This window comes from Exiguobacterium sp. SH0S7, assembly GCF_004337195.1.
Taxonomy (GTDB): Bacteria; Bacillota; Bacilli; order Exiguobacteriales; family Exiguobacteriaceae; genus Exiguobacterium; species Exiguobacterium aurantiacum_A.
In genome coordinates, this window is sequence record NZ_SJVA01000001.1 from 469,999 (window position 1) to 495,422 (window position 25,424).

The following is a 25,424-nucleotide window of genomic DNA, read 5'->3' on the forward strand; positions in this document are numbered from 1 at the left end:
AAAAGATGAACCAGATCGCTGTTTACGATTTGGTTCATCAACAACCTGAGAGCGTGGTCCTAGTGACCACGCTCTCTTATTTTTCTGCCATTTGGCGATGGACCTCAGCCTCGAGTTCAGGCTCGGGTGGCATCCACCCTTCAGGCTTCATGACTTTATTGTCTGACGCGCGCAGGATCGGCAATCCGTCCGGGCCGAGTTTCGCCATGTTGGCACGCTGGACGATTTCAAACAGCGGCACCGGGTCGAGCCCGAGCTCGACGAAACTCCCCATCACGAAATAGAGTGCGTCCGTGAGCGCGTCCCCTTGACCGACGAGCCGGTCGACGTCGTTCGTCGGCGGCGCTTCTTGAAGCGATTTGTGCACGGCTTTCTCAAACCCTTGCTGGAACGTCGCGACGGCTTGCAAAAACTCGTCTTCCGTCCGGGCCGACTGGTGCAAAAATTCGACGACCGCTTCTTCTGCCGTCCAGACCGACCGTTTCACGGCCCGATCAAGTTCGAGCGGGCTCGGCACGCTTGCTTCCGGGTGTCCGAAAGTTTCGTGAAACTGGCGTACTTCTTCATAAAAATAGCGTTTACTCATTTAATCCGCTCCTATCAGTCGACCGAGACGAATGCGTCAAGATCGAACACGTCTGGTCGTACGATTGCAAAAATTTCATTGTCTTGCAGGAACATGCCGGTCGAACCGTAGACGCGGGGCGTCACCATTTGACCGTTCATCGTCCCTTCCCCTGGGTTGATCGTATATAACACGAGTTCTTCCGAATCGAGGACATAAATCCGTCCTTGCCGTTCGACGAGACCGACCCCACGGAACTTCTCAAACTTCTGTTGAATCGAGGCGCTCATCCCTTCCGTCGTGAGCGGCTTGCGTGATTCAATCGTCCACTCCGTCAACGGTTCGACGTCTTCTGTTTCTTCCGTTCCTTCTGATTGAAGTGCCTCATCTTCCGGAGAGACAGCATCCGTCTCGATCGTTTCTTCAGCCGATTGGGCCGGTTCATCCGTTGCTGGTTCGGCTTCCTCATCCGGTGTCGCTTCGGGTTCCTCCGGCGTTTTCGCCTTCATAATCCGTTCTTGTACATAGATGAGTTCGACATCCTGTGTCGCTGCCGTGCGGTTCATGATGATGAGCCGTTCCGTCTCTTGGTCGTACCCGAGCCCGAACAGCCGATCGGTCGAAACAAGCCCGCCGATTGCTTTTCGTTCGCGCTCCATCCAACGTCCTTCTTCTCGCTCGATCGTCACGATGACACCGGTCGATGTGACGGCATAAATTTTATCTTCTGCAATCATACGCATCCCGATAAAGTCACCGAGCGGGAACGATTGATTCTCGGTCTCGAGCTTGAACGAAGCGTTCACTCGATTCGCGTTTCCGCTCACTTCAAAGAAGTCGTTGTCTTTCGTCAAGACCAAATAAGCCCCGATCGTGTCGCTATAGTAAACCTCGTCAATATTCTGTATTTGTTCGAGCGCATCGGTCGTATCGATGTCTTCTTCGTCTGGCGAGGCCTCGACCGGAGGCATCGACGTCGCTTGATGACTCGTTTGAATCTCAATCTTTTCAAATGTCGCAGCGATTTGGCTTTGAATGTCTTCGTCTGAAAAAACGAACACGTAACAAAGAATCACGCCGACCACGACCGCAAACAACGTCGTGTACAGTACGTAAGATCGTTTCATGGACGCTTAGTCCCCTTTATATTCAGTGTCGCCCTTTAGTGTAACAAAACCGCCTCAAAAAGAAAACGGCATCCCCAAAAAGAAAGGAACGTGTGACAATGTCACACATTCCTTAACTTATCCTACGACGATGTTGACGAGTTTACCTGGGACGACGATCACTTTACGGACCGTTTTTCCTTCAGTGAACTCTTGTACACGCTCGTTCGCGAGTGCCTCCGCCTCAAGTGCTTCTTTTGAAGCGTCGCGCGTCACGTGCATCTTCGCCCGGAGCTTGCCGTTCACTTGGATGACGACCTCGATCGTATCGCTGACGAGTTTCGACTCGTCGAACGTCGGCCACGCCGCATACGTCAACTCTTCTGCCATCCCGAGACGCTCCCACAACTCTTCAGCCAAGTGTGGTGCGACCGGAGCGAGCATCTTGATGAAGTTGACCATCTCTTGCTTCGGTAACGTGTCTTGTTTGTACGCTTCGTTGATGAAGACCATGAGTTGCGAGATCGCTGTATTGAAGCGAAGTGCCTCATAATCTTCCGTCACTTTTTTCACAGTCTGATGGTACGTGCGCTCAAAGCCGGCCGTCGCAGCGACGTCTTCGAGTTTCGCTTGTTCGAACAAACGCCAGACACGGTCGAGGAAGCGACGTGCCCCGTCAAGGCCGTTCGTCGACCACGCGATGGCCGCATCAAGCGGTCCCATGAACATCTCATAGAGACGAAGCGTGTCGGCACCGTGCGACTTGACGATATCGTCCGGATTGACGACGTTGCCTTTTGATTTCGACATCTTCTCGTTGTTCTCACCGAGAATCATGCCTTGGTTGTAGAGCTTTTGGAATGGTTCGTTCGTTGGGACGATCCCGATGTCATAGAGTACTTTGTGCCAGAAACGCGCGTAGAGCAAGTGCAGGACCGCGTGCTCCGTACCACCGACGTACAAGTCGACCGGGAGCCAGCGCTTCAACTTCTCAGGATCGGCGATCATGTCTTCGTTATGCGGATCGATGTAGCGGATGTAGTACCAGCAACTGCCGGCCCATTGCGGCATCGTGTTCGTCTCACGACGACCCTTCTCACCCGTCACCGGGTCTGTGTACGTCAACCACTCGTCTGCGTTCGCGAGTGGTGACTCGCCTGTGCCTGACGGCTTGATCTCATCGATGATCGGAAGTTCGAGCGGAAGCTCTTCGATCGATACCGTCTTGAGCGTCCCGTCTTCCATATGAACGATCGGGATCGGCTCGCCCCAATAGCGTTGACGGCTGAACAACCAGTCACGGAGACGATACGTCGTCTTCGCCCGGCCTGTGCCGGCAAGTTCGAGTTCTTCGATGATTTTGGCGATGGCATCGACTTTATTGAGACCGTCGAGCGCTCCTGAGTTCACATGTTCGCCGTCTTCCGTGTAAGCCGCTTCATCCAAGTTACCGCCTTTGACGACTTCACGGATCGGGAGGTCAAACGTCTTCGCGAACTCATAGTCTCGCTCATCGTGGCCCGGTACGGCCATGACCGCACCCGTGCCGTACGTCGACAAGACGTAGTCAGCGATCCAGATTGGAAGTTGTTCCCCGTTGACCGGGTTGACCGCGTAAGCGCCCGTGAAGACACCCGTCTTCTCTTTGGCGAGATCGGTCCGTTCGAGGTCGGTCTTCTTCGAGACTTCTTCCGCGTACGCTTCGACTGCGACGAGTTGTTCCGGCGTCGCGATTGCTTTGACGAACGGGTGCTCAGGCGCGAGTGTGACGTACGTCGCTCCGTAAAGAGTATCAGGCCGCGTCGTGAACACGGTAACGACTTTATCGTGCCCGTCGACTTTAAAGTCGACTTCGGCGCCGACCGATTTTCCAATCCAGTTGCGTTGCATCTCTTTGACGCTCTCTGGCCAGTCGAGTGTTTCTAAATCATCAAGCAACCGCTCGGCGTAATGCGTGATGCGGAGCACCCACTGTTTCATCGGGACGCGGTAGACCGGATGGTTCCCACGCTCAGACAATCCGTCGATGACTTCCTCGTTAGCGAGTACCGTACCGAGGGCCGGACACCAGTTGACCGCCACTTCGTCGACGTAGGCAAGGCCACGCTCATAGAGCTGCGTGAAGATCCATTGCGTCCACTTGTAGTATTTCGGGTCGGTCGTGCTGATCTCACGGTCCCAGTCGTACGAGAAGCCGAGGTCTTTCAACTGACGGCGGAACGTCCCGATGTTACGCTCCGTGAACTCGCGCGGGTCGTTCCCTGTGTCGAGGGCGTACTGTTCGGCCGGAAGACCGAACGCGTCCCAACCGATCGGGTGAAGGACGTTATAGCCTTGCATCCGTTTCATACGGGCGATGATATCTGTCGCCGTGTAACCTTCCGGGTGACCGACGTGAAGTCCGGCTCCTGACGGGTAAGGGAACATGTCGAGGACGTAGAAACATTCCTTGTCCGGATCTTCCGTCGCCCGGAATGAATCTTTCTCTTCCCAACGCTTTTGCCATTTCGGCTCGATGTCTTGATGTTTAAAATAGCTCAAAATTATTCCTCCTCTGCATAATAAAAAGCCCTCCGCCCCGGTAAATGGGACGAAAGGCTTGAAAGCTCTCCGCGGTACCACCCATGTTGCATGTCTGCCACTTGAGACGCCGGTAACGAGGCGTAACTTCGGTTCACCCTACTTTTCGTTCAGGCGAACAGCTCCAAGGCGAGTTCTCGGGGTCCATATACCGGTTCACACCAACCACCGGCTCTCTACAATATCGACCTTACGATACTATTCCTTATCAACGCAATTTTTATCTCACCTCTTCATTCTAGCGCAAGATAAAAATCCACGTCAATGTGAACTTACAATCACGTTTTAATTTGTTTGAGCGTCGAGATCGTTTTCACTGCGAAGAAAGCGATCAATCCGAATCCGACCTTGTTGACCAAGTCGGCGACGTTGTAGATGAGCTCACGCACTAACTGAACCTCTACCCCGGTCGCGAACAGCGTGACCGCGTAACCGATCGGGTAAATCGCCCAACCGATCAAGATGAACAGGCGCATGTTGAGCAGCGCTTTCCGAATCGGGGCCGGCGACGATTCCGCCGCTTTCGTGACGTTCGTGAACAGCAAGTAGATGATATAGATCCAGGCCAAACAACCGACTAGATAGCCCCACAATCCAAGTTGCGTGAAGCCGCCGTTCAAGTTGATCGACGATTCACCGAGATATCCCGAAACGATCATAATAATGTCGGCGACGATCAATTTCGTCAGCAGTCCCGACTTCATCTTCCCTTTCAAACTGAGGAGCAACGGGAACTTCACGAGCAAGAGCGGTGTCGTCACGAGCCAATCGATATAACGAATCTCGGTCGGGAAACCTGTGATTTCAGACAACAGTCCCGTATCCCCGACGGCGTCCTTCATGAAATAGTAATGGATGGCAGCGACAAACGTGACCAAGGCAGCGACCGTGGCGACGGAACGATATTCCGGGTCGAGGCTGTTTCGTTCCACTAGAAAATAGAGCGTCGCGGCGGCCATTCCGACAAATCCGACCCAAAACATGTATTGGGTCGCGAGCACGAGTAAATTGACTTCTTCGTTCATGGTGTACATCCCCTCATCGGCTAGAAACAGGAAACGACGGAACGATTATGTGAAAGGATCCTTTACCTAGATTTTAAATGAGATTGCAACATCGCATGCGAATTGAATACGCGGTCGATGTGCAATTCGAATCAAGTTTGACGATTCAACGAACTGATTTTCATAAAGAAGAACAGCGCTGTGACAATGAGTAGAAGCAGCAATCCAAACACAGCGTTCATCCCGAGCAAATCGAACGTGAGTCCTGAGAGCGTCGGTCCAATCATCCGTCCGACCGACGCGGCGATGTTGACGAGTCCTTGGAACTGTCCGGCTTTACCTGGAGGTGCAAGTTTTGCGGCGATCGTCGGAACGGCCGGCCAGATGAACATCTCACCGATCGTCATGACGATCATCGCGACCATGAACATCGTAAATCCTCCCGCGAACGGGACGATGATGAAAGCAGCGAGGAAAATGACAGCACCGACGACGAGTTGGCGCTTCAAATCGTCTTCAAAGTAGCGCAGCGCCCGGTTAAGGAGCGGTTGGGCGAACACGATCAACGCCCCGTTGACCGTCCACAGCAATGAATATTGGCTGATCGTCACACCGAGGTCTTTCGAATGGACGGCAATCGTTCCTTGCCACTGGACGTAGACGAACCAGAGTGCGGCATAACCGATGGCGACAAACCACATCGATTTCATCGTCGCACCAGAGAGCGTCGTCGCCGCGGCCTCGAGCTGAGACTGGACGATTGGACGACCCGGGTTTTTTAAGTAGCGCAGGCCGAACAACAGCACAACGACGAAAAGGACCGACAAGAAGAAGTTCGCATAGAAGATCCACTCGATGTTGATACGCGCGATCTGACCGCTCATCGCCGTCCCGAGGGCGACACCGACGTTTTGGGCGACGTAGATCGCGTTGAACGAGCGTCGACCGCCTTCAGGCCAGATCAAACCGGCAAACGCGTATACGGTCGGAAAGACGAGACCTCCCGAGAACCCGATCAAACCGAGCCAAGCCAAATACCCGAAGAACGTGGCATGGAACAATAAGAAGCCGAGCGAGCTCGCGAGCAACAGCCCGACCGAGATGACGAGCGTCCGCTTCCCGCCGATGCGGTCGAACAACGTCCCGCCGATATAGTTACCAGCGATCGCGAGCGCCGAGTTGACGAGCAGCGCAATACCTGCGAGCGTCATCGACTCGCCTAAATATCCATTAATATAGAGTGTGTTAAATGGCCATAAAAAAGACGCCGCCGTTGTGTTGAGCGCCATCGCAATGACTAGAATCCATACCGAAATCGGCATTTTATTGTTCATACCCGTTACTCCTTTCATTCCTTTAAACGATAAAAAATCCGGCACGACGGCCGAATCTGTGATGAGTCCTTCTCCAAGCTAACGGAACGCTACATAACTGTCAAGAAAAATTACTTATTATGAAGTAAAGCAAGCTCCACCTTGTGATAGCATGAGCAAGGAAGGAGAGGATAGCATTGAATAATCCGTTTAGCCAAGCTAGATTCCACAAATTAAATGAAGCGTATCGTCGCGAATTCGGCGAGAAAGTGTTCAAAGTCCCGCTCGATGGCGGCTTCACGTGTCCGAACCGCGACGGCCTCGTCTCAAAAGGCGGCTGCACGTTCTGTTCGGATGACGGCAGCGGCGATTTTGCCGGCAACGCCTGTGATCCGATCCCGGTCCAGTTCGCCGAGGGCACGGCCCGTCTGCATCGGAAATGGAAGCAGGCGTTGTATATCGCCTACTTCCAAGCGTTCAGCAACACGTACGCACCCGTAGAGCGCTTGCGTGAGCTGTTCGAACCGGCACTCGCAGAAGAAGGCGTCGTCGGACTCGCGATCGCGACACGACCCGACTGTCTGCCAGACGACGTCGTCGACTATCTCGCTGAGTTGAACGAGCGGACGTCGCTCACGGTCGAACTCGGCCTGCAGACGATCCATGACTCAACCGCGAAAAAGATCAACCGGGGCCACGACTATAAGACGTTCCTCGATGGTCTCGCGAAACTGCGGAGCCGGAACATTTCCGTCTGTGTCCATATCATCAACGGGCTTCCCGGTGAAACGCCAGACATGATGCTCGACACGGCCCGAGAAGTTGCTAAAATGGATATACAAGGAATCAAGATCCATTTGCTCCACGTCTTAAAACAGACGCCGCTCGCCAGACAATACGAGTTAGGGCTGCTCGAACTCATGGACGAGACGACATACGTCTCGCTCGTCTGCGATCAGCTCGAGTACTTACCGCCTGAGATCGTGATTCATCGATTGACGGGCGACGGTCCACCCGACTTATTGATCGGACCGACGTGGAGCCGGCACAAAATGGCCGTCTTGAACGCCATCAACGCCGAGTTGGAACGTCGTGATTCCTTCCAAGGAAAAAAGAAGGATGAGATCTATGGGATTAATGAGAGTTTTACCGTTCGCGAAGCATCTATTAAGTGAACACGTTACAGACGGTGCCGTCGCCATCGATATGACGGCCGGCAACGGACACGATACATTGTTTCTAGCAGAACGAGTCGGCAGCGGCCACGTCTACGCGTTTGACGTCCAAGAGGCGGCAGTCAAGGCGACGACAGACCGCATCACCGCCGCCGATCTGCTTGATCGTGTCTCGGTCGTCCACGACAGCCACGACACGGTCAAGGCGGTCGTCGCGGATGAAACCCGCCCGATCACGGCGGCCGTCTTCAATCTCGGCTACTTGCCCGGGAGCGACAAGTCGATCACAACGACCGGCAACACGACGATCGACGCCCTCGAGCAATTGCTCGACGTGATGGCCGTCGGCGGTGTCATCGTCGTCGTCATCTACCACGGCCATGAGAGCGGGAAAGTCGAGCGGGACGAAGTGCTCACGTTCGTCGAGTCACTCGACCAAAAACGAGCCGGCGTCCTCCGTTACGGTTTCGTCAACCAAATCAATCATCCGCCATTCATCGTGGCAATCGAAAAACGGGCATAATAACAGGCGACTCACGCGAGTCGCCTGTTATTTATTCCCGAATCAATTCATAAAACGTTAACAGCGTCTCCGCGAACTTCGTGTTCAACCGTTCATAGCCAAAGTGCGGGAACCCTTCGAGCCGACGGATGTAGACTTGATCGCCGCCGATTTTGCGGCAGACGTTCAACGTCAGCTTCACATCGGCGAAACGATCGTCCGGCGCGTAGAAGCAAGCGAGCGGTAAGCGAGGTAAATGTTTCTTCTCCTCTTGATGCTCGACGATCTCTTCTTCGATTTCGCGGTACTGCGCGTACGTGATCTCGCCGAAACGAGATGACTCTTCCCCGCCGCCAGTGAACGTCATCATACTGAGCGGCAAATCGGGGCGGAACCGGTCGACCGCACTGGCGACGACTTGCTTGAGCCCGCCGATTTGGCGGGATGAATGCCAATCAAAGAGCGGGGAGATGTATGTCAAACTCCCGAGCGGTACGTCGTACTCTTGCAGAAGGCGGTTCGTCAAGAGCGCCCCGAGACTGAAGGCGATGACGTGAATCGGTAGTTTGGACTGACTCGCTTCCCGTAGCGTGTTCTTGATCAGTTGTTTATGGTCTTCTGCCGTTAGTCCGACCGTCTGTCCGGTCACGACGAGCACCTCATAGTCGACACTGAGTCGCTGCAAAAATGCTTCGCTGAGCCGGGACGTGAACTGCAGCGGGTAAACGATCACGATGACCCCTTTTCGTGATTCTTCTTCATATGTCATGCTGTCACCTCATTATTAGTATGTCTCATCAATTCTAACAAAAAACATCAGCCGCTGACTGATGTTTGAAAGAAAATCCGTCTGGAGTCTTAGCGTGGGTCGTAACGCAAATGGATGAGCTCCATCGGTTGATCGTACACTTCTTCTTGAATTCGGTTCAGTTCGGTGAACGCTTGGTGGCTTAAGAACGCGATCGCCTGCTCGTTCGAACTCTCGACGTATAGCTCGATCGGCTGCGCCTTCCGCTCTTGGAGATGCGTCAGCAGTTCCGCCCCAAGTCCTTGGCGATGGTGAGCCGGATGAAGATAGAGACGAAGCACTTCCCACGTATCACCGCGGTCGATCGCATGGTAAAACCCGATGACGTCTCCTTCGGCCTCACCGACGATGAACAACTGTTCTTTCGCTTCTTCACTCGAACCGATGGCCCGGACGATCTCTTCTTGTTGATAGGCGCGCTCCATCACCTTAGACCGAACGTCATCTGTCACACTGATGGTCGCAAGTGCGATATCTCGAATCGTGGCGGCATCTTCTGGTACGGCTTCCCGCATCTTCATAACAGCTTCCCCCTTTTGGCCAATCTAGTACTATCATTCCCCATCACGTAAAAAATATCCTGCCCTTCTATTACTTTTTCGTGTCGAAATAAAGCAGAACGTTATTTTCTATTTTAACTAGGGTATATGAGTACCAATGCCAACTTACAAAGGAGTGTTTAGATATGGAACCAACATTACAAAACGATCCACATGCAGCTAACGCTAACAACCCGAATCGCCAATTCGACCAAACCAACTCGGGTGGTCCTAAAATCAATGTCGTGACCGGGATGCTTCTCGGTGCGCTCGTCGGTGGTCTGATCGCCCTACTTAGCTCGTCGAACCGTGAGACGACGAAACAGTCGCTCACGAATGCGAAGTCGTCTGTCGGCGGTCTCGTCGACACGATCAAAGAAGATCCGGCCGGTAAAGCGTCTCAAGTCATCGAGCAAGTGAAGTCGGCGTCAGGTATGATTCAAGAAGTGTCGACCGATGTGCAAAACGTCTATGAAAAAGTTGTCGGTGAAGTCGACACGGTCAAAGAAGACGTGAACAAAGTCGTCGAGACGGCCCAGGAAGCAAAATCAGATTTACAAGATATTGGTGAGAAAGTCGTCGAGGCGAAAGATACGGCACTCGGCAACGAGAACACTACGAACGAAAATAAACCACAAGCATAATAAAAAACGACCTTTCTCGCGAAAGGTCGTTTTTTTATTGCTTATGCGAAACGTTTTGCGCCTTCTTCAAGAACTGCCGCTTTGTCCGTCTGCTCCCATGGGAGTTCAACGTCTGTGCGGCCAAAGTGTCCGTAAGCTGCTGTCTGTCTGTAGATCGGGCGACGAAGGTCGAGCATCTTGATGATGCCGGCCGGACGAAGGTCGAAGTTCTCACGGATGAGTTCAACGAGTTCAGTCTCGCTCAATTTACCAGTGCCGAACGTGTCCACCGCGATTGAAACCGGGTGTGCGACACCGATCGCGTATGCAAGTTGAACTTCCGCTTTGTCAGCAAGTCCAGCTGCCACGAGGTTTTTCGCCACGTAGCGGGCCGCGTATGCTGCCGAACGGTCAACTTTGGTAGGATCTTTACCTGAGAACGCACCACCGCCGTGGCGAGCGTATCCACCGTATGTGTCGACGATGATTTTACGTCCTGTGAGACCTGCATCACCTTGTGGTCCACCGATGACGAAACGGCCAGTCGGGTTGATGAAGTATTTTGTCTCGGCGTCGATGAGTTCAGCCGGGATGACTGCTTCGATCACGTGTTCTTTAAGGTCCGCTTGGATTTGCTCGAGCGTGATGTCTTCTGCATGTTGTGTCGAGATGACGATCGTATCGATACGGACCGGGTTGTTGTCTTGGTCGTATTCGACAGTTACTTGTGTCTTACCGTCTGGACGAAGGTAAGCGAGCGTTCCGTTTTTGCGAACTTCTGCCAAGCGACGTGACAATTTGTGAGCAAGTGAGATCGGGAGCGGCATGAGTTCAGGTGTCTCGTTCGTTGCATAACCGAACATGAGGCCTTGGTCACCGGCACCGATCGCATCGATCTCTTCGTCAGTCATTTGACCTTCACGAGCTTCGAGCGCTTGGTCGACACCGAGGGCGATGTCTGCCGACTGCTCGTCGATTGCTGTGAGTACAGCACAAGTCTCAGCGTCAAAACCATATTTGGCACGCGTGTAGCCGATCTCACGAACAGTTTCACGTACAACTTTCGGGATATCCACGTAAGTCGATGTCGTGATTTCACCAGCTACGAGCACGAGACCTGTCGTGACAGACGTCTCAGCCGCAACGCGGGCGTTTGGATCTTCAGCCAAAATTGCATCCAAAATCGCATCTGAGATTTGGTCACAAATTTTATCCGGATGTCCTTCAGTGACGGACTCCGAAGTGAAAAGTCGACGGTTCAAGTTTGACATTTCGAAAAACCTCCTATTAATAAGGGTGATGTGTGGACGGTACTCGTTCCCCTTACGCGTTGCTTTGGGACGGTAATGAAAAAAACCTTTCGCCACGTTCAATGGGAAAGGTTGAATCGTTCTTCCTTACCCTCTTATCGTTCGAAGCTGTCGCTTCGCTTCAGGATAGCACCTTTTCCGAAAAAGACTACAGGATCGGACGGTTGCTGGGCTTCGTAGGGCCTTGTTCCCTCCACCGCTCAGAATAAGAGTATCCGTTACGAACACCATCATATAAATGCCATACCGTTCTGTCAAGCGTATCTGCTTAATTTGTAAATTTCTTCGTAATCACGGAAATCATTTATGTTTGTGAAATATCAAACATTTTTTTGACGGTTTCCGTTTTTTCACTCCCCGCTTATACAGAATATGTTAGAATGTCCTTGTAAGAAAGCGCTTACTTTAAAGGGTAAAGAAATGCTTGTTTTTGATTAGTGTGTCACATATAATAAAAATGTCATACTAATTAAACGCGGAAGTATGCGGATTTCATCCACATCTATTTAGGGGAAAGGTGGGATTCAGGATGGCGACTACGCTCCTGAAAATCGAAGAATTAATTAAGGGTGCCGATGTATTACGGAACTTAACCGTTCCAGAATTGGTGGAAGAAGCCATTCGTAACGGTGAAGGCGTACTGACGAAAGACGGGGCTTTATCGGTCAGTACAGGGAAATTCACAGGGCGGTCACCGAAAGACAAATTCGTCGTCCAAGATGAAGTCAGCAACTCGTTAGTAGATTGGGGTCCGGTCAATCAGCCGATCGCAGAAGAAAAATTTACCGCTCTTCTCGACAAAGTCCTCACCCATCTCGAGACGAAACAGAAGCTGTATTATCTCGAAGCTTCGGCTGGAGCAGATGAGCACTACACGTTACCGGTACGCGCCATCACCGAGTACGCATGGCACAGCTTGTTCGCGAAGCAGTTGTTCTTGCGTGAGTGGCCGACAGCCGGTGCGTTTGACCCGTTCACGGTCATTTATGCGCCGAGCTACAAAGCCGACCCAACAGTTGACGGGACGAACTCAGAGACGTTTATCCTCGTTTCGTTCGCCAAGCGTACCATTCTGATCGGGGGAACAGAATACGGCGGCGAAATCAAAAAATCAATCTTCTCGGTCATGAACTTCCTATTACCTGAACAGCACGTCTTGTCGATGCATTGCTCGGCTAACGTCTCGGACGCCGGGGAGACGGCGCTCTTTTTCGGACTATCGGGAACGGGCAAGACAACGCTTTCGGCCGATACGGAACGTCATCTCATCGGTGACGATGAACACGGTTGGTCACCAGACGGCATCTTCAACATCGAAGGCGGTTGCTACGCCAAGACAATCAACTTATCGCGTGAGAACGAGCCGCAAATTTATGACGCCATCCGTTTCGGCTCGTTGATTGAAAACGTCGTCTTGAACGAAGACCGCTCAGCAGACTACAAAAACATCTCGCTCACCGAGAACACGCGAGCAGCTTACCCGATTCAATTTATCGATAACGCGATGCTCCCTTCACGGGCCGGCCACCCGAACACGATCGTCTTCTTGACGGCCGATGCTTACGGGGTGCTCCCGCCGATCAGCAAGTTGACGAAAGAGCAAGCGATGTATCACTTCCTATCAGGCTACACGTCAAAACTAGCCGGGACGGAGCGCGGCGTGACCGAGCCACAAGCAACGTTCTCGACTTGCTTCGGCTCACCGTTCTTGCCGCTCGCCCCGGAACGATACGCCGACATGCTCGGCAAGTTGATCGAACAGCATAACGTCGACGTCTATCTCGTCAACACGGGTTGGACCGGCGGAGCTTACGGTGAAGGTTCGCGTATGAAGCTCAGCTACACACGGGCCATGGTGAACGCCGCGATCAACGGTCAATTGCGTGACGTCGACACTGTGAAGCACGACATCTTCAACGTCGACATCCCGGTCCATATCGACGGCGTCCCACAAGACGTGCTCAACCCACGTGACACTTGGAAAGATGCCGCTCATTACGATGTCGAAGCGCGAGCGCTCGCCTTGAAGTTCCAACAAAACTTTAAACGATTCACGAAAGCGAGTGAGAAAGTCATCGCGGCCGGGCCAATCGTCTTTTAACTCAAAATGACTAGTACCCCGCTCGGGTACTAGTCATTTTTTTGTCGCAAGCGCCAACATCCAATCCATCGCTCGGTCCGTCGTCTTCCACTTTTCCCAGAACGGGAGCTGATGGGCGAACGGCAAGATCCAAAGCTCTGCTTGCGAACCGATCTTGTCAGCGAGGGCGGTCGCATGACGAAGCCGGACTTGCTCGTCGTCCGTCCCATGGATGAGTAGCGTCGGCGCCTGCCAGTCTTTGAAGAGCGGAGACCGTTCGACATACGCCTCATGGACCGTCTCCGGGTCCCCCCCGGTCATCCGGCGCAACATCTTCCGCATCGAACGCTGTTCTTCATACGTCCACTCCAAATTCGTCACACCCGCCCACGATGTAACCGACGTGACGGGACGTTTTGATGCGAGCGACAACGCCATCATGCCGCCACGGGAAAAGCCGAGGGCGTGGATCGTCTGGTGCGTCCGGCTAACGCGGTCATACAGAGACACGACGTCCTCTAAATCGGCGCCTCCGAAATCCTCTTTCCCGGTCCCTCCGTGGTTCCCGCGATAGACCGGCGCCACGACATGGAACCCTTTCGCCGCGAACTGCATCAGCCGAGGCAACCGGACGTCACCGATCCTCCCAGTGCCGCCTCGTAAATAAAACAGCACCTGGCCGTTCGGACGTTTTGGCGTGATCGTGTAGGCGACGACTTCTTCCCCGTCACTCGTCTCGTACCAACCTCGATGCACGGGATATCCCGCATAAGGAGGCAGGACGTCGACGCGATCAAACCAACTTTTTGTCATGGAGTACTTTCATCGTCTCGGGCAACACTTTATCTTTCATCATGAAACTGTAGCGGCCGTTACGGAGCAGGTTCGTCGGTAACGTGTCCAACAAGACGGCCCCGTCGGTCTCATCGACGGCCGGATGATCCTCGAACCGCTCGATCTCCGCAAAATAAATATTTTTGATGACGGTGTCGCCACGCCCGAGCACCCGGTACTGCCCTAAATAATGGAGTGTCTTGACGACGCCTCCCGTCTCCTCGTACACTTCCCGAATCGCCGCGTCGTCCTCGTGTTCGCCGGGTTCGACTTTCCCTCCCGGAAATTCGAGTCCGCGCTGCTTGTGCTTCGTGAGCACCCATTTGTCCGCATAGCGGGCGACGACCCAGACGTGCAGCGGCGTATCCGAAAACGGATAGTGCTCGAAGCTCAACTCGACTTTATTGTGATAGTAGTCCGTGAATGTCAACATAGTCCATCCCTTTCTTTCCCGTGTCTACTCTCACTTTACCTTGTCTCACGCTAGTTTCAAACAAAAAAATAGGCCCGCCGAGGCGGACCTACAACAAATCATTGGTTTAAGCGCTTTTCAAGCTCAGCTTTTTGTTCTTCATAACCTGGTTTTCCAAGCAACGCGAACATGTTCGCTTTATATGCTTCAACACCTGGCTGGTTGAACGGGTTGACTCCGAGAATGTAGCCGCTCATCGCGCACGCCTTCTCGAAGAAGTAGAACAAGTATCCGAGATGATATGGCGTCATCTCTGGCAATTCGACGACGAGGTTCGGCACGTTTCCGTCCGTGTGGGCGAGGAGCGTTCCTTCTGCCGCCTTGTCGTTGACGAATTGAATCGTCTCACCGGCAAGGAAGTTCAAGCCGTCGAGGTCTTGTGCGTCTTCCGGGACGTTCAACGCGTGACGGACGTTCGTGACACGGATGACCGTCTCGAACAAGTCGCGGCGACCTTCTTGGATGTATTGTCCCATCGAGTGGAGGTCAGTCGAGAAGTCAACAGCCGCCGGGAAGATCCCTTTGTTGTCTTTGCCTTCCGACTCGCCGTAAAGCTGTTTCCACCACTCTGATACGTAGTGGAGTGCCGGCTCGTAGTTGACGAGAAGTTCGATTGATTTACCTTTCGCATACATGGCGTTACGGACGACCGCGTACTGATACGCCTCGTTCTCTGAAAGTTCAGGTGAACTGTAGGCATTTTCCGCGTCTCGCGCACCTTCCATGAGGGCATCGATATCGATGCCTGCCGCCGCGATTGGAAGCAAACCGACTGGTGTGAGGACAGAGAACCGTCCACCGACATCGTCCGGAATGACGAACGTCTCGTAACCTTCTGCATCAGCGAGCGTCTTCAAAGCGCCACGGGCACGGTCTGTCGTCGCATAAATGCGCTCGCGTGCGCCATCTTGGCCGTACTTCTCTTCCATGAACTGCTTGAGGACACGGAAAGCAATTGCCGGCTCTGTCGTCGTTCCCGATTTTGAGATGACGTTGACTGAGACTTCTTTGCCTTCGAGTACTTGAAGCAACTCCGTCATGTACGTTGACGAGATGTTGTGGCCCGCGAAGAAGACTTGCGGGGCGTTACGCTCCTCTTTTGACAATACGTTGAAGAATGAATGTTGAAGCATCTCGATGGCTGCACGAGCGCCGAGATACGACCCACCGATTCCGACGACGACGAGGACGTCCGAGTTGTCGCGGATTCGTTCAGCGGCCGCTTTGATGCGTGCGAACTCATCCGTATCAAAATTCGTTGGAAGGTCGACCCAGCCTAGAAAATCGCTGCCGGCACCGCTCCGGTCGTGGATGACCGAATGGAGTGCTTTCACCGTTTCTTGCATTTGATCGACTTCGTGTTCCCCGACGAAAGACAGGGCGTTAGAATAATCGAAACGTACTGTTGACATGGCATTTCCTCCTTTAAATCGCTCATCTAAGAGCCATACATGACTCATCATAAACGGAAACGACGGATTCGTTCAATCATTATTGCAAAATAGGCATCAAATCGCCTTATTTGCTCAATTCAAGAATCGCAGCCACGTCTTCGCGTTCGAGTGTACGGAAACGTCCGAACGCTCCACGTTTCATCGCTGAATCAAGGATCGCCTCAAACGTCGATTCGTCGATCTCATAGTCACGGAGTGAACTTGGCGCACCAAGTTGGTCGAAGAAAGCACGAACCGCTGTAATCGTACGCTTTGCCGTCTCAAGGTCTGTCGCACCCGGTTCGACGTCGAACACTTCTGTCCCGAGTCGTGCGAACCGTGCCGCGTTGTCTTCTTCAAGGACGTGCTCCATCCAGCGTGGGAAGAGGATGGCGAGGCCGCCTGCGTGCGGGATGTCATGGACAGCCGAAACGGCGTGCTCGATGTTGTGCGACGCCCAGTCGCCAGAAGCGCCCATCTGCAAGACCCCGTTCAAGGCGATCGTGCCTGCGAACAAGATGATGGCACGCAAGTCGACGTTCTCTAAGTCGTCGACGAGCTTCGGTGCCGACTCGACGACCGCTTTCAAGACGCCTTCAGTCATCCGCTCTTGAACCGGAGCGTGGTTCGGGTGGAAGTACTGCTCGAAACAATGGCTCATCATGTCGACGATGCCATAGATCGTTTGGTCTTTCGGCACCGACACAGTATAGCGCGGGTCGAGGATCGAGAACGTCGGATAGACGAGCGGGTGGCCCCAACCATATTTCTCTTGCGTCTCCCAGTTCGTGATGACCGAACCGGAGTTCATCTCAGAACCTGTCGCCGCGAGCGTGAGAACCGTTCCGAACGGTACCGCTTCAGTCGGGATATGGTCACGGAGGACGATGTCCCATGCGTCGCCGTCATACGGAATCGCTGCCGAGATCAATTTCGTGCAATCGATGACTGAACCGCCGCCGACCGCGAGCAAGGCGTCGATGCCTTCTTCGCGTGCTTTCGTGACCGCACGTCTCACCGTTTCGATCCGCGGGTTCGGTTCGACACCTGAGAAGTCGACGAACTCGATGTCCGCTTTATTTAATTCAGCAACGACTTCCTCATACGTCCCGTTCTTCTTGATGCTCCCGCCTCCATAGACGAGCATCACTTTCTTCGCGTCAAGCGCTTTGAGCTCCCCTGTGAGCTTCTCGATCTGATGCGTCCCGAAGATCAATTTCGTTGGGTTTTTGTATTCAAAGTTGTGCATAAGTCATCCTCCTTCAAAAATATGTAACACCTACACTATATACCCTGTTTTTCTGGATTGAAAAGTGATTAGCCCTGACTGTATATGCGGTCGATGATTTGATGAAGCAGGACCGCCTGTTCGGCCTGCTCGTATGACGGCTCACGCCGACACGCCTCAAGGAAGGAGCGAATCTGTGTCGCGTACGGATCGTCTAACGTCAAATGAGCCGGCGTCTTGTCAAACAGAGCGCCATGTTCTTCTGTATGGATCGTGAGCGGGAACAACGACGCCCCGCCGGCTGTCCCGCGCAATTCCACGTTCATCGTATCCTTCGGCCCGATGTTCGCCATGAAGCTCGCATCTAAAAATAGTGAGGCCCCGTTCTCGAACGTGACCATCGCTCGGGCCGTGTCTTCAACCGAGAAGTTGTCGGCGTCCCAGTCCCCCATCAGACCGACACCCGGACGCGTCCCAAGATACTGTCCGACGTGACCGACCACGTCGACCGGTTTCGGATAATCCATCAAATAGAGGGCGAGGTCGAGCATATGTACGCCGATATCAAGCAGCGCCCCGCCTCCTTGAAGTTCTTTGTCCGTAAACACGCCCCAACCCGGGATGCCACGGCGCCTTAGGGCGAGCGCGGTCGCCGCATAGATGTGACCGAGTTCATTTGAGTCAATCAAGCGTTTCAGCAGTTGCGTGTCCGTCCGATACCGGAAATGGAAGCCGTAGTGGAGCGTCCGGTTGGCCCGCTTGGCCGCTTGTAGCATCTCGTCCGCCTCACGCTCCGAGATAGCCGGCGGTTTCTCGCAAAGGACGTGACAACCGGCATCGAGCGCTTCGATGACATGGTCTTTATGCAGGGCGTTCGGTGTGCAGACGCTGACCGCATCAAGCTGCTCATTTGCGAGCATGTCCGCTACCGTGTCATAAACCCGTTCGATCCCGAACTGACGGGCAACCGCCTCCCCGCGCTCCCGTGTCCGGTTCATGACCGCGACGACGTCCGCCCCGGCCGCGATGTAATGCGGGATGTGTGCGTTTGTGGCGATACCGCCCGTCCCGATGATTCCAATTCTCATGTTAATCTACTCCTTTCTCTATCTCTTTCGGGAACGTCTCTTCAATTTCCTGTACAAAAAAAAGGCGACCTATTTGGAATAGGCCGCCTTTCATCACTTACTTCTTGAAGTTCGTGTTTTTGATCCAGTCTTCGAGCTTGTCCTTGAGGACTGTGAAGCCTGGCGCTTCTTCTTGCTTGAAGTTTGAAGCTTCGTTGCGGCGTGGTGCGCCACGACGAGCTGGCTTAGCCGACTTCTCGCGTTTTGGTGCTTCTTGTGTCGCTTTCATTGAAAGCTTGATTTTCTTAGATGCTTCATCAACATCAAGAATTTTCACTTCAACTTCTTGGCCGACTTGAACGTACTCGTTCACGTCTTTCACGTAGTCGTGTGAGATTTCAGAGATGTGGACAAGACCTTGTGTCTCGTCGTCGAGTGCGATGAACGCACCGAAAGGTTGAATTCCTGTTACTTTACCTTTTAAAACTTGATCTTTTTCGTATTTTGCCATTACAAACACTCCTATGCTAAATTCATCAACTTACTATAACATACTTTTTTCGATAAAGTGTAGAAAATAGTAAAAAAGATTATTTAGGATTATTTTGACGTTTCAAAGTCGCACCTCAGGGTAAATACAAATCAAGCAAGACTTCAAGTATTCCCCCCTGATTCCGCTAGGCTAACGCCTAGCCCTTTTTTTGTTTTAAGATGTCGCAAACGTCCATTGCTAGCCGATTTCATAGACGTCCCTACTAGCCATCTCGTCCAAACTCATCGCGAATCGACCGACCGATATCCCCAAGTTCATCGCGGTCGGATCGTACGAATGTTCAAGGTTCGGGTGCCTCACTCACTTACCTTCTATTCCGCCCTCAATCTCGACCCCATAATCTATATTCACACGCCACTTTCGTATATCTTCCCATTTTATGTTACATCGTTCAACCCATTTTAGAATAATCGGTCGATATTCGGTCGTGGGCGAGGCGCAATCACCATTCACCTTATCGCTAAAACGTCAACAGACCCTCATCGCTGAGAGTCTGTTGACGTTGCCAGTTCAAACTGTTTCATAAACCGATCGATACGGCGGATCGCTTCTTGAAGCTGCTCGATCGACGTCGCATAACTCGCACGGACAAAGCCTTCCCCGCTCGCCCCGAACGCATTGCCCGGAACGACCGCCACTCGCTCTTCAAGCAGTAACCGCTCGGCGAACTCCTCGCTCGAAAGCCCAGTATGACGGATGGACGGGAATGCATAGAACGCACCACCCGGGACGTGGGTCGGGAGACCTGCGTCATTTAACGCCTGGATAAAATAGTTACGACGCTGGCGATAACTCTTCACCATCTTCGGGACGTGTTGGTCACGGCTGCGCAGCGCCTCGAGCCCTCCGAATTGGACGAGCGTCGGCGCACACATCATGCCGTACTGATGCACTTTAAGCATCTCACGCGTCACGACTTCCGGCGCGCATGTGAACCCGAGGCGCCATCCGGTCATCGCGAACGCTTTTGAAAAACCGTTGACGACGATCGTCCGCTCACGCATGTCGTGGAGCGTCGCGAAGCTCGTGAACGGAGCATCGTAAGACAGCTCCGCGTATATCTCGTCGCTCACAACCCACAAATCGTGTTTCGTAGCGAGTTCCGCGATTTCGGCGAGTTCGTCGCCCGTCATCGTCGCGCCGGTCGGGTTCGACGGGAAGCAGAGCAAAATCGCTTTCGTCCGTTCCGTGATCGCTGCTGCGACGTCTTCCCGATTCAAGCGAAACCCAGACTCCGGACGACAAGCGACTGGGACGACGGTTCCACCGGCTAATTCAATGAGCGGCCCGTAGGAGACGAAAGCTGGCTCGACGACGAGAACCTCGTCACCTGGGTTCAATAAAGCACGGAAGGCGATATCGAGCGCCTGAGACGCCCCTGTCGTGACGATCAATTCGGTCGCCGGGTCATACGTAACGTCAAAACGGTCGGTCATGTAACGAGCAATCGCTTCACGCAGCTCGAGCAGACCCGCGTTGGCACTATAAGCCGTATAGCCTTGCTCGAGTGCCGCGTAGCTCGCTTCGCGGACGTTCCATGGCGTGATGAAGTCAGGCTCTCCCACCCCAAGAGAGACGACATTTTCCATCGTCTGTGCCAAATCGAAGAAACGGCGAATGCCAGACGGCTTCATCGAGACGACTTGATTCGATAGCGACTTCATGGCGTAATGTTCAACCGTTTGTCTTCGACTTGTGGGGTGAACAAAATACCGTCATGCTTGTACGTCTTCAACTTGAAGTGGGTCGTCGTCGACACGACCGAGTCAAGCGGTGATAGTTTGTCCGAGACGAACGACGCCACGTCTTGGAGCGAATTCGCCCGGATGACGACTTGCAGGTCGTACGCGCCCGACATCAAATAGAGAGCCGTCACTTCCGGGAAGCGGTAAATCCGCTCCGCGACCTCGTCAAACCCGCGACCTCGCTTCGGTGTGACTTTGACGTCGATGAACGCCGTGACATCGTGACGGTTAATCTTCTGCCAGTTGATCATCGCCCGGAAACCGAGCAAGATGCCGTCTGCTTTGAACTTCTCGAGCATCGTTTCGACGGTCGCCTCATCGGTCGCGAGCAAGTTCGCGAGCAACTTCGTCTCGAGGTATCCTTTTTCTTCAAGCAATTCCAAAAGTTCTAACTCTTTTGTTGTGTACATATTAGTTGTCTCCTTCCGTTCTACCGGGAAACGTCCCTGCGAACGACCTTTCTGTCTGTCTCACGTACTCCCGCCGTTCGGACTGGACGATATGAAAATTCTTCATCTCCATATCCACCAAACCGTGTTTTTGACAAAACCGCTCAAAGTAGCGTCGACGCGCCTCATCTTGTTTCGCCGATAAGTTGTCGGTTCCGTTAAAAGCGTAGAGCACGGTTGCCCGGGCTGGATGAACGACCGTCCCGTGCTCGATCACACGTAAGATAAAGTCCCAGTCCCAATAGTTATAAACCGTCTCATCGAACATGCCAATGACGTCGTGAAGCCGCTTGCGGTAAAGCGTGCCGGACGGGATGAACGTCGAGTCTTGCCGAATCCGGTCCAAGTCGAGTTCGTAGGCGAACGCCTCCCACTCCGTGACGACCCGCCGTCCGTCTTGCCATGTGAACCGAAACAGTTCCGCATCGGTGAAGACGAGGTCTGCCGTCGTCAAATCATCGAGCGCTCGTTCGATATGGGTCGGCATGAGTAAATCATCGTCATCTAATAAGAGAATATACTCGCCTCTTGCCTCCATCACACCTCGGTTTCGCGCTTTGACGTGATGATTTTCTTCAAGCTCGATCAACCGAACCGACAATCGATTCAAAAAAGGCGCCAAAAGATGTTGTTTTGGCGGCCCATCATTATTTACTACAAGCACTTCGAACTGTTGAAACGTCTGTACCGTCAAACTTTCGAGCAGTTCCGTCAGTTCCGCCTCGCGCGCGTAGGCCGGAATGACGATCGAAACGAGCGGGTTCATCCGCGGTAAGCAGTTTCGACGTGCGGTAAGATTGCTTCCCAGCTGACGCCGTTCTCTTTTGATACTGTGACAAAATCGCCGTAAGCGAAGACGCTCTCGACACCTTCGATCGTGACGAGTTTCGCGAGAAGCGGTTGATCTGTTGATTCGCCGGCTTTCACGCTTTGGCTCTTAGCTCCGAAGACGTTTTCAGGAAGTGTAATTTTCATTGCATTTGGATTAGGTGTTGGATCGATTCGTAACATGTTGGTTCCCCCTTATAATTGACAAGCCTCTGAAGATGTAAGTAATTGTCTGGCCATGGCGCGCGTATCGTCCTCAGACGGGCACTCTCCAAACGAATCCGTTAGAATACGACGAATCGTTTCATTCAACTCCGCTTCCGAGTCGATCTGCACGAGCGCCACTGTGATGTCATCGAACTCTGGCCCGTAAGACCCAAGCCCGTAACCGAGCGGGTCCCATGCTAATAATAAATCTTCTGAACGCATTTTTAAAACCCTTCTTTTTAGCCTTGATATTATATCGTACTTCCTCAATCTACCGCACTTTTGACGATGGCGCTAGCCTTACCTCGGATTTCCCGCTTTTTCAAATCGAGCCAACACTATATCTAGTATTGGTTCCTGGTCATAACCTTTTTAATAATTTATGAAATCAGTGACATTCTTCTTGATTTCCGTATTGACAAATCGGATTGAACGCTTACGAAAAAAGCGGACAGCTTTGACCTCGGGAGTCAGTAAATCTTTTTTTTCGTCTCATATCACGTCTCAAAACGGTTGAGAGCGCCGTTTTAGAGTAAAAGTAATTCATAGCGTCACAGTTTTATGAATTTCAAAGATTGCAAAACTAAATATGGGTGATTTATGATTAAAAAGAGAATAAAACGTCAATATATAGTTAACGGATATTTATCACGTTCTCTACCCAATGACGTTGTATCGGACTAGTTCCGCTATACCTTTATAATTTCTACACCTGAAGAAGGAGTGATCGTTTTGACATCCCCTATCCACCACGAGACGATGTTGCCGGCAACACCAACCCTTGCCGACGTAACAACATTGATCCAATCCTTAACACAGCGCTACCCGCAGCTCAGCGTCGCACGCTACGAGGAACGTTTGATTCGAGCGCTCGATTCAAAATCACTGACACAAGATGTAGTATATGACTTGATGACGATGCACGCCCTCGATATGTTGAAGGCTGAAGAGCCGGACTGGACGTTCGTCGCGACCGAGATGTACTTAAACCGTCTCTACCTTGAAGCAGCACGCAACCGCGGGTATGACGCTTCGATGCGTTACGGCTCACTCTATTCGATGATTGAGACGCTGACGAACAAAGGCATCTTCACGTCGGCGTTAATTGACACATACTCTAAAGAAGATATCGCTTATTTAGAGACGTTGATCGACCCGTCACGCGATCGCCTCTTCACATACATCGGCCTACGGACGTTATCGGACCGTTACCTCGGACGCGATCACGTCAAAAACTTATATGAGCTCCCACAAGAGCGGTTTATGGTCATCGCCATGACGCTCATGCAAAACGAGGCCGCGTCTAAACGGGTTCAACTTGCCAAAGAAGCCTACTGGGCGCTATCGAACTTATACATGACCGTCGCGACGCCGACGCTCTCGAATGCCGGTAAATCGTACGGGCAGCTTAGCTCTTGCTTTATCGATACGGTCGATGATTCACTTCGCGGTATTTACGACTCGAACACGGACGTCGCCACACTTTCAAAAGGCGGCGGTGGCATCGGGGTGTACCTCGGCAAAATTCGTTCACGCGGAAGTGACATTAAAGGATTCAAAGGTGTCTCGAGCGGTGCGTTGCCTTGGATGAAGCAGTTGAACAACACGGCCGTCTCGGTCGATCAACTCGGCATGCGTCAAGGCTCAATCGCCGTCTACTTGGACATCTGGCACAAGGATATCTTTGAATTCCTCGATGCCAAGTTGAACAACGGCGATGAGCGCCTCCGCACTCATGACTTGTTCACCGGCGTCTGTTTACCGGACTTGTTCATGCGTACCGTCGAATCGCGGGGCGATTGGCATTTGTTCGACCCGCATGAAATCCGCACAGTCATGGGCTTCAGTCTTGAAGACTTCTACGACGAGACGGATAACGGCGGTTCGTTCACCGAGAAATATATGGCTTGTGTCAATAATCCAGAGCTCACACGTGTAACGGTGCCGGCCATCGACCTCGTCAAACGTTATATGCGCTCACAGCTCGAAACGGGCACGCCTTACATGTTCTTCCGGGATGCGGTTAACCGCGCCAACCCGAACAAACATGCGGGTATGATTTACAGCTCGAACCTCTGTTCAGAAATCGCTCAGAACATGTCGGCGACGACAATCGATGAAGAGTACACAGCAGACGGGAAAATCGTTATCACGAAGACGCCAGGCGACTTTGTCGTCTGTAACTTGAGCTCGATCGCACTCGCACGTGCCGTCAAATCCGACGTGCTCGAGCGCCTCATCCCGATTCAAATGCGAATGCTCGATAACGTCATCGACCTCAACACGATCGAAGTGCCGCAAGCGATGATCACGAACCAGAAATATCGTTCTGTCGGTCTCGGCACGTTCGGGTGGCACCATTTGCTCGCCCTCGAAGGCATCCGCTGGGAATCGGTCGACGCCGTCCAGTACGCTGAAAAACTTTACGAAAAAATCGCCTATCTCACGATTCAAGCGTCGATGGAACTCGCGAAAGAAAAAGGCGCGTTCGGCGTGTTCGAAGGTTCGGAATGGCACACGGGCGAATACTTCAGTCGCCGCAACTACCGGTCGCATGACGAGCTCGACTGGGACGGCCTCGCGGCTGAGGTTCACCAAAACGGTGTCCGTAACGCCTATATGATGGCCGTCGCACCGAACTCGTCGACAGCGATCATTGCCGGTAGCACCGCTTCGATCGACCCGATCTATAAGAAAGTATATTCGGAAGAGAAGAAAAATTATAAGATCCCAGTGACCGTCCCTGACCTCAACCCGGAGACGAACTGGTTCTACAAATCAGCGTTTGAAGTCGACCAACTTTGGAGCATCCGTCAAAACGCGGCCCGCCAACGCCACATCGACCAAGCGATCAGTTTCAACTTATACGTCAAGAACGACGTGAAGGCGACTGAAATGCTGGCTATGCACCTCGAGGCATGGTCGCTCGGTATGAAATCAATCTATTACACGCGTTCAACGACCGTCGAAGTCGATGAATGCGAATCGTGTTCGTCGTAACAT

At 52.7% G+C, this 25,424-nt stretch carries 25 protein-coding genes, 1 riboswitch and 1 other annotated feature; of the genes, 5 read left to right on the plus strand and 20 right to left on the minus strand.

The features are described 5' to 3' along the window. Nucleotides 1-76 precede the first annotated feature (76 nt). From EVJ22_RS02455 to EVJ22_RS02475, 5 genes are all read right to left on the minus strand, one after another. Complete coding sequence (locus EVJ22_RS02455) at nt 77-586, minus strand: pyrophosphohydrolase domain-containing protein (RefSeq protein ID WP_131443057.1); 510 nt, start codon at nt 584-586, stop codon at nt 77-79. Between the two features lie 14 nt (nt 587-600). Further along, a complete protein-coding gene (locus EVJ22_RS02460) occupies nt 601-1,692 on the minus strand; it encodes a hypothetical protein (protein WP_131443059.1) in 1,092 nt (363 codons plus the stop codon). Between the two features lie 117 nt (nt 1,693-1,809). Further along, nucleotides 1,810-4,212, minus strand: a complete 2,403-nt coding sequence (gene leuS, locus EVJ22_RS02465) for a leucine--tRNA ligase (RefSeq protein ID WP_131443061.1) — start codon at nt 4,210-4,212, stop codon at nt 1,810-1,812. Between the two features lie 42 nt (nt 4,213-4,254). Next, nucleotides 4,255-4,472, minus strand: a binding site (T-box leader). 57 nt (nt 4,473-4,529) lie between these two features. Beyond that, nucleotides 4,530-5,276: a bacteriorhodopsin-like gene (locus EVJ22_RS02470; RefSeq protein ID WP_071397866.1), complete on the minus strand. Its 747-nt coding sequence runs from the start codon at nt 5,274-5,276 to the stop codon at nt 4,530-4,532. Nucleotides 5,277-5,407: 131 nt separating this feature from the next. Continuing rightward, the gene (locus tag EVJ22_RS02475) at nt 5,408-6,589 is read right to left on the minus strand and encodes an MDR family MFS transporter (RefSeq protein WP_084812919.1); all 1,182 of its coding nucleotides are present in this window, start codon (nt 6,587-6,589) and stop codon (nt 5,408-5,410) included. Between the two features lie 170 nt (nt 6,590-6,759). On the opposite strand from EVJ22_RS02475, the gene mnmL reads away from it, so the two are divergent. Further along, entirely contained in the window at nt 6,760-7,743 is a 984-nt protein-coding gene (gene mnmL / locus EVJ22_RS02480) for a tRNA modification radical SAM protein MnmL/YtqA (RefSeq protein ID WP_071397867.1), read from the plus strand. Then, nucleotides 7,697-8,266 carry a tRNA 5-(aminomethyl)-2-thiouridylate-methyltransferase MnmM gene (mnmM, locus tag EVJ22_RS02485; RefSeq protein WP_071397868.1) on the plus strand — a complete coding sequence of 190 codons (570 nt, stop codon included), beginning with the start codon at nt 7,697-7,699 and terminating at the stop codon, nt 8,264-8,266. The genes mnmL and mnmM overlap by 47 nt, the downstream gene beginning before the upstream one ends. Before the next feature lie 31 nt (nt 8,267-8,297). Here the strand turns inward: mnmM and EVJ22_RS02490 are convergent, their stop codons facing one another. Next, nucleotides 8,298-9,014: an alpha/beta fold hydrolase gene (locus tag EVJ22_RS02490; protein ID WP_070329405.1), complete on the minus strand. Its 717-nt coding sequence runs from the start codon at nt 9,012-9,014 to the stop codon at nt 8,298-8,300. 89 nt (nt 9,015-9,103) lie between these two features. Then, nucleotides 9,104-9,574 (minus strand): GNAT family N-acetyltransferase, encoded by a 471-nt coding sequence (locus tag EVJ22_RS02495; RefSeq protein WP_071397869.1) that lies wholly within the window; start codon nt 9,572-9,574, stop codon nt 9,104-9,106. A 164-nt stretch (nt 9,575-9,738) separates the two neighbouring features. Between EVJ22_RS02495 and EVJ22_RS02500 the strand changes: the two genes are divergently transcribed. Continuing rightward, complete coding sequence (locus EVJ22_RS02500; RefSeq protein WP_071397870.1) at nt 9,739-10,236, plus strand: YtxH domain-containing protein; 498 nt, start codon at nt 9,739-9,741, stop codon at nt 10,234-10,236. Nucleotides 10,237-10,277: 41 nt separating this feature from the next. On the opposite strand, the gene metK is transcribed toward EVJ22_RS02500, so the two are convergent. Then, entirely contained in the window at nt 10,278-11,486 is a 1,209-nt protein-coding gene (gene metK, locus EVJ22_RS02505; RefSeq protein ID WP_071397872.1) for a methionine adenosyltransferase, read from the minus strand. Nucleotides 11,487-11,617: 131 nt separating this feature from the next. Then, a riboswitch (SAM riboswitch) is annotated at nt 11,618-11,737 on the minus strand. Nucleotides 11,738-12,054: 317 nt separating this feature from the next. On the opposite strand from metK, the gene pckA reads away from it, so the two are divergent. Then, nucleotides 12,055-13,626: a phosphoenolpyruvate carboxykinase (ATP) gene (gene pckA / locus EVJ22_RS02510; RefSeq protein WP_071397873.1), complete on the plus strand. Its 1,572-nt coding sequence runs from the start codon at nt 12,055-12,057 to the stop codon at nt 13,624-13,626. 33 nt (nt 13,627-13,659) lie between these two features. On the opposite strand, the gene EVJ22_RS02515 is transcribed toward pckA, so the two are convergent. The 12 genes from EVJ22_RS02515 to EVJ22_RS02565 form a co-directional block, all read right to left on the minus strand. Continuing rightward, on the minus strand, nt 13,660-14,418 hold the full coding sequence (locus EVJ22_RS02515) for an alpha/beta hydrolase family protein (RefSeq protein WP_071397874.1): 759 nt from the start codon (nt 14,416-14,418) through the stop codon (nt 13,660-13,662). Beyond that, nucleotides 14,399-14,872, minus strand: coding sequence for an RNA deprotection pyrophosphohydrolase (gene ytkD / locus EVJ22_RS02520; protein ID WP_070328784.1), 474 nt, complete (start codon nt 14,870-14,872; stop codon nt 14,399-14,401). The genes EVJ22_RS02515 and ytkD overlap by 20 nt, the downstream gene beginning before the upstream one ends. 98 nt (nt 14,873-14,970) lie before the next feature. Beyond that, nucleotides 14,971-16,323 carry a glucose-6-phosphate isomerase gene (locus EVJ22_RS02525; RefSeq protein ID WP_071397875.1) on the minus strand — a complete coding sequence of 451 codons (1,353 nt, stop codon included), beginning with the start codon at nt 16,321-16,323 and terminating at the stop codon, nt 14,971-14,973. Between the two features lie 106 nt (nt 16,324-16,429). Continuing rightward, on the minus strand, nt 16,430-17,593 hold the full coding sequence (locus EVJ22_RS02530) for an iron-containing alcohol dehydrogenase (RefSeq protein ID WP_071397876.1): 1,164 nt from the start codon (nt 17,591-17,593) through the stop codon (nt 16,430-16,432). Between the two features lie 68 nt (nt 17,594-17,661). Further along, on the minus strand, nt 17,662-18,660 hold the full coding sequence (locus EVJ22_RS02535; protein WP_071397877.1) for a Gfo/Idh/MocA family protein: 999 nt from the start codon (nt 18,658-18,660) through the stop codon (nt 17,662-17,664). A 97-nt stretch (nt 18,661-18,757) separates the two neighbouring features. After that, nucleotides 18,758-19,150, minus strand: coding sequence for a S1 domain-containing post-transcriptional regulator GSP13 (gene yugI / locus EVJ22_RS02540; RefSeq protein ID WP_131443065.1), 393 nt, complete (start codon nt 19,148-19,150; stop codon nt 18,758-18,760). A 219-nt stretch (nt 19,151-19,369) separates the two neighbouring features. Further along, nucleotides 19,370-19,492, minus strand: a complete 123-nt coding sequence (locus tag EVJ22_RS15650; RefSeq protein ID WP_255569969.1) for a hypothetical protein — start codon at nt 19,490-19,492, stop codon at nt 19,370-19,372. 179 nt (nt 19,493-19,671) lie between these two features. Next, a complete protein-coding gene (locus EVJ22_RS02545) occupies nt 19,672-20,856 on the minus strand; it encodes an aminotransferase (protein WP_071397878.1) in 1,185 nt (394 codons plus the stop codon). Beyond that, the gene (locus EVJ22_RS02550; RefSeq protein ID WP_071397879.1) at nt 20,853-21,347 is read right to left on the minus strand and encodes an Lrp/AsnC family transcriptional regulator; all 495 of its coding nucleotides are present in this window, start codon (nt 21,345-21,347) and stop codon (nt 20,853-20,855) included. The genes EVJ22_RS02545 and EVJ22_RS02550 overlap by 4 nt, the downstream gene beginning before the upstream one ends. A 1-nt stretch (nt 21,348) precedes the next feature. Further along, a complete protein-coding gene (locus EVJ22_RS02555) occupies nt 21,349-22,152 on the minus strand; it encodes a glycosyltransferase family 2 protein (RefSeq protein WP_071397880.1) in 804 nt (267 codons plus the stop codon). Next, entirely contained in the window at nt 22,149-22,397 is a 249-nt protein-coding gene (locus tag EVJ22_RS02560; RefSeq protein WP_035386391.1) for a NifU N-terminal domain-containing protein, read from the minus strand. The genes EVJ22_RS02555 and EVJ22_RS02560 overlap by 4 nt, the downstream gene beginning before the upstream one ends. A 12-nt stretch (nt 22,398-22,409) precedes the next feature. Further along, complete coding sequence (locus tag EVJ22_RS02565) at nt 22,410-22,643, minus strand: DUF1871 family protein (RefSeq protein ID WP_016509787.1); 234 nt, start codon at nt 22,641-22,643, stop codon at nt 22,410-22,412. Between the two features lie 522 nt (nt 22,644-23,165). Here EVJ22_RS02565 and EVJ22_RS02570 point away from each other — a divergent pair. After that, the gene (locus tag EVJ22_RS02570) at nt 23,166-25,421 is read left to right on the plus strand and encodes a ribonucleoside-diphosphate reductase subunit alpha (protein ID WP_255569973.1); all 2,256 of its coding nucleotides are present in this window, start codon (nt 23,166-23,168) and stop codon (nt 25,419-25,421) included. Nucleotides 25,422-25,424: the final 3 nt, after the last annotated feature.

What these genes read in the sequence shown, in the direction of transcription:
- EVJ22_RS02455 (WP_131443057.1), bottom strand. Translation starts at nt 586, where the DNA reads ATGAGTAAACGCTATTTTTATGAAGAAGTACGCCAGTTTCACGAAACT.
- EVJ22_RS02460 (WP_131443059.1), bottom strand. Translation starts at nt 1,692, where the DNA reads ATGAAACGATCTTACGTACTGTACACGACGTTGTTTGCGGTCGTGGTC.
- EVJ22_RS02470 (WP_071397866.1), bottom strand. Translation starts at nt 5,276, where the DNA reads ATGAACGAAGAAGTCAATTTACTCGTGCTCGCGACCCAATACATGTTT.
- EVJ22_RS02475 (WP_084812919.1), bottom strand. Translation starts at nt 6,589, where the DNA reads ATGAACAATAAAATGCCGATTTCGGTATGGATTCTAGTCATTGCGATG.
- mnmM (WP_071397868.1), top strand. Translation starts at nt 7,697, where the DNA reads ATGGGATTAATGAGAGTTTTACCGTTCGCGAAGCATCTATTAAGTGAA.
- EVJ22_RS02490 (WP_070329405.1), bottom strand. Translation starts at nt 9,014, where the DNA reads ATGACATATGAAGAAGAATCACGAAAAGGGGTCATCGTGATCGTTTAC.
- EVJ22_RS02495 (WP_071397869.1), bottom strand. Translation starts at nt 9,574, where the DNA reads ATGAAGATGCGGGAAGCCGTACCAGAAGATGCCGCCACGATTCGAGAT.
- EVJ22_RS02500 (WP_071397870.1), top strand. Translation starts at nt 9,739, where the DNA reads ATGGAACCAACATTACAAAACGATCCACATGCAGCTAACGCTAACAAC.
- metK (WP_071397872.1), bottom strand. Translation starts at nt 11,486, where the DNA reads ATGTCAAACTTGAACCGTCGACTTTTCACTTCGGAGTCCGTCACTGAA.
- pckA (WP_071397873.1), top strand. Translation starts at nt 12,055, where the DNA reads ATGGCGACTACGCTCCTGAAAATCGAAGAATTAATTAAGGGTGCCGAT.
- EVJ22_RS02515 (WP_071397874.1), bottom strand. Translation starts at nt 14,418, where the DNA reads ATGACAAAAAGTTGGTTTGATCGCGTCGACGTCCTGCCTCCTTATGCG.
- ytkD (WP_070328784.1), bottom strand. Translation starts at nt 14,872, where the DNA reads ATGTTGACATTCACGGACTACTATCACAATAAAGTCGAGTTGAGCTTC.
- EVJ22_RS02525 (WP_071397875.1), bottom strand. Translation starts at nt 16,323, where the DNA reads ATGTCAACAGTACGTTTCGATTATTCTAACGCCCTGTCTTTCGTCGGG.
- EVJ22_RS02530 (WP_071397876.1), bottom strand. Translation starts at nt 17,593, where the DNA reads ATGCACAACTTTGAATACAAAAACCCAACGAAATTGATCTTCGGGACG.
- EVJ22_RS02535 (WP_071397877.1), bottom strand. Translation starts at nt 18,660, where the DNA reads ATGAGAATTGGAATCATCGGGACGGGCGGTATCGCCACAAACGCACAC.
- yugI (WP_131443065.1), bottom strand. Translation starts at nt 19,150, where the DNA reads ATGGCAAAATACGAAAAAGATCAAGTTTTAAAAGGTAAAGTAACAGGA.
- EVJ22_RS02545 (WP_071397878.1), bottom strand. Translation starts at nt 20,856, where the DNA reads ATGAAGTCGCTATCGAATCAAGTCGTCTCGATGAAGCCGTCTGGCATT.
- EVJ22_RS02550 (WP_071397879.1), bottom strand. Translation starts at nt 21,347, where the DNA reads ATGTACACAACAAAAGAGTTAGAACTTTTGGAATTGCTTGAAGAAAAA.
- EVJ22_RS02555 (WP_071397880.1), bottom strand. Translation starts at nt 22,152, where the DNA reads ATGAACCCGCTCGTTTCGATCGTCATTCCGGCCTACGCGCGCGAGGCG.
- EVJ22_RS02560 (WP_035386391.1), bottom strand. Translation starts at nt 22,397, where the DNA reads ATGTTACGAATCGATCCAACACCTAATCCAAATGCAATGAAAATTACA.
- EVJ22_RS02565 (WP_016509787.1), bottom strand. Translation starts at nt 22,643, where the DNA reads ATGCGTTCAGAAGATTTATTATTAGCATGGGACCCGCTCGGTTACGGG.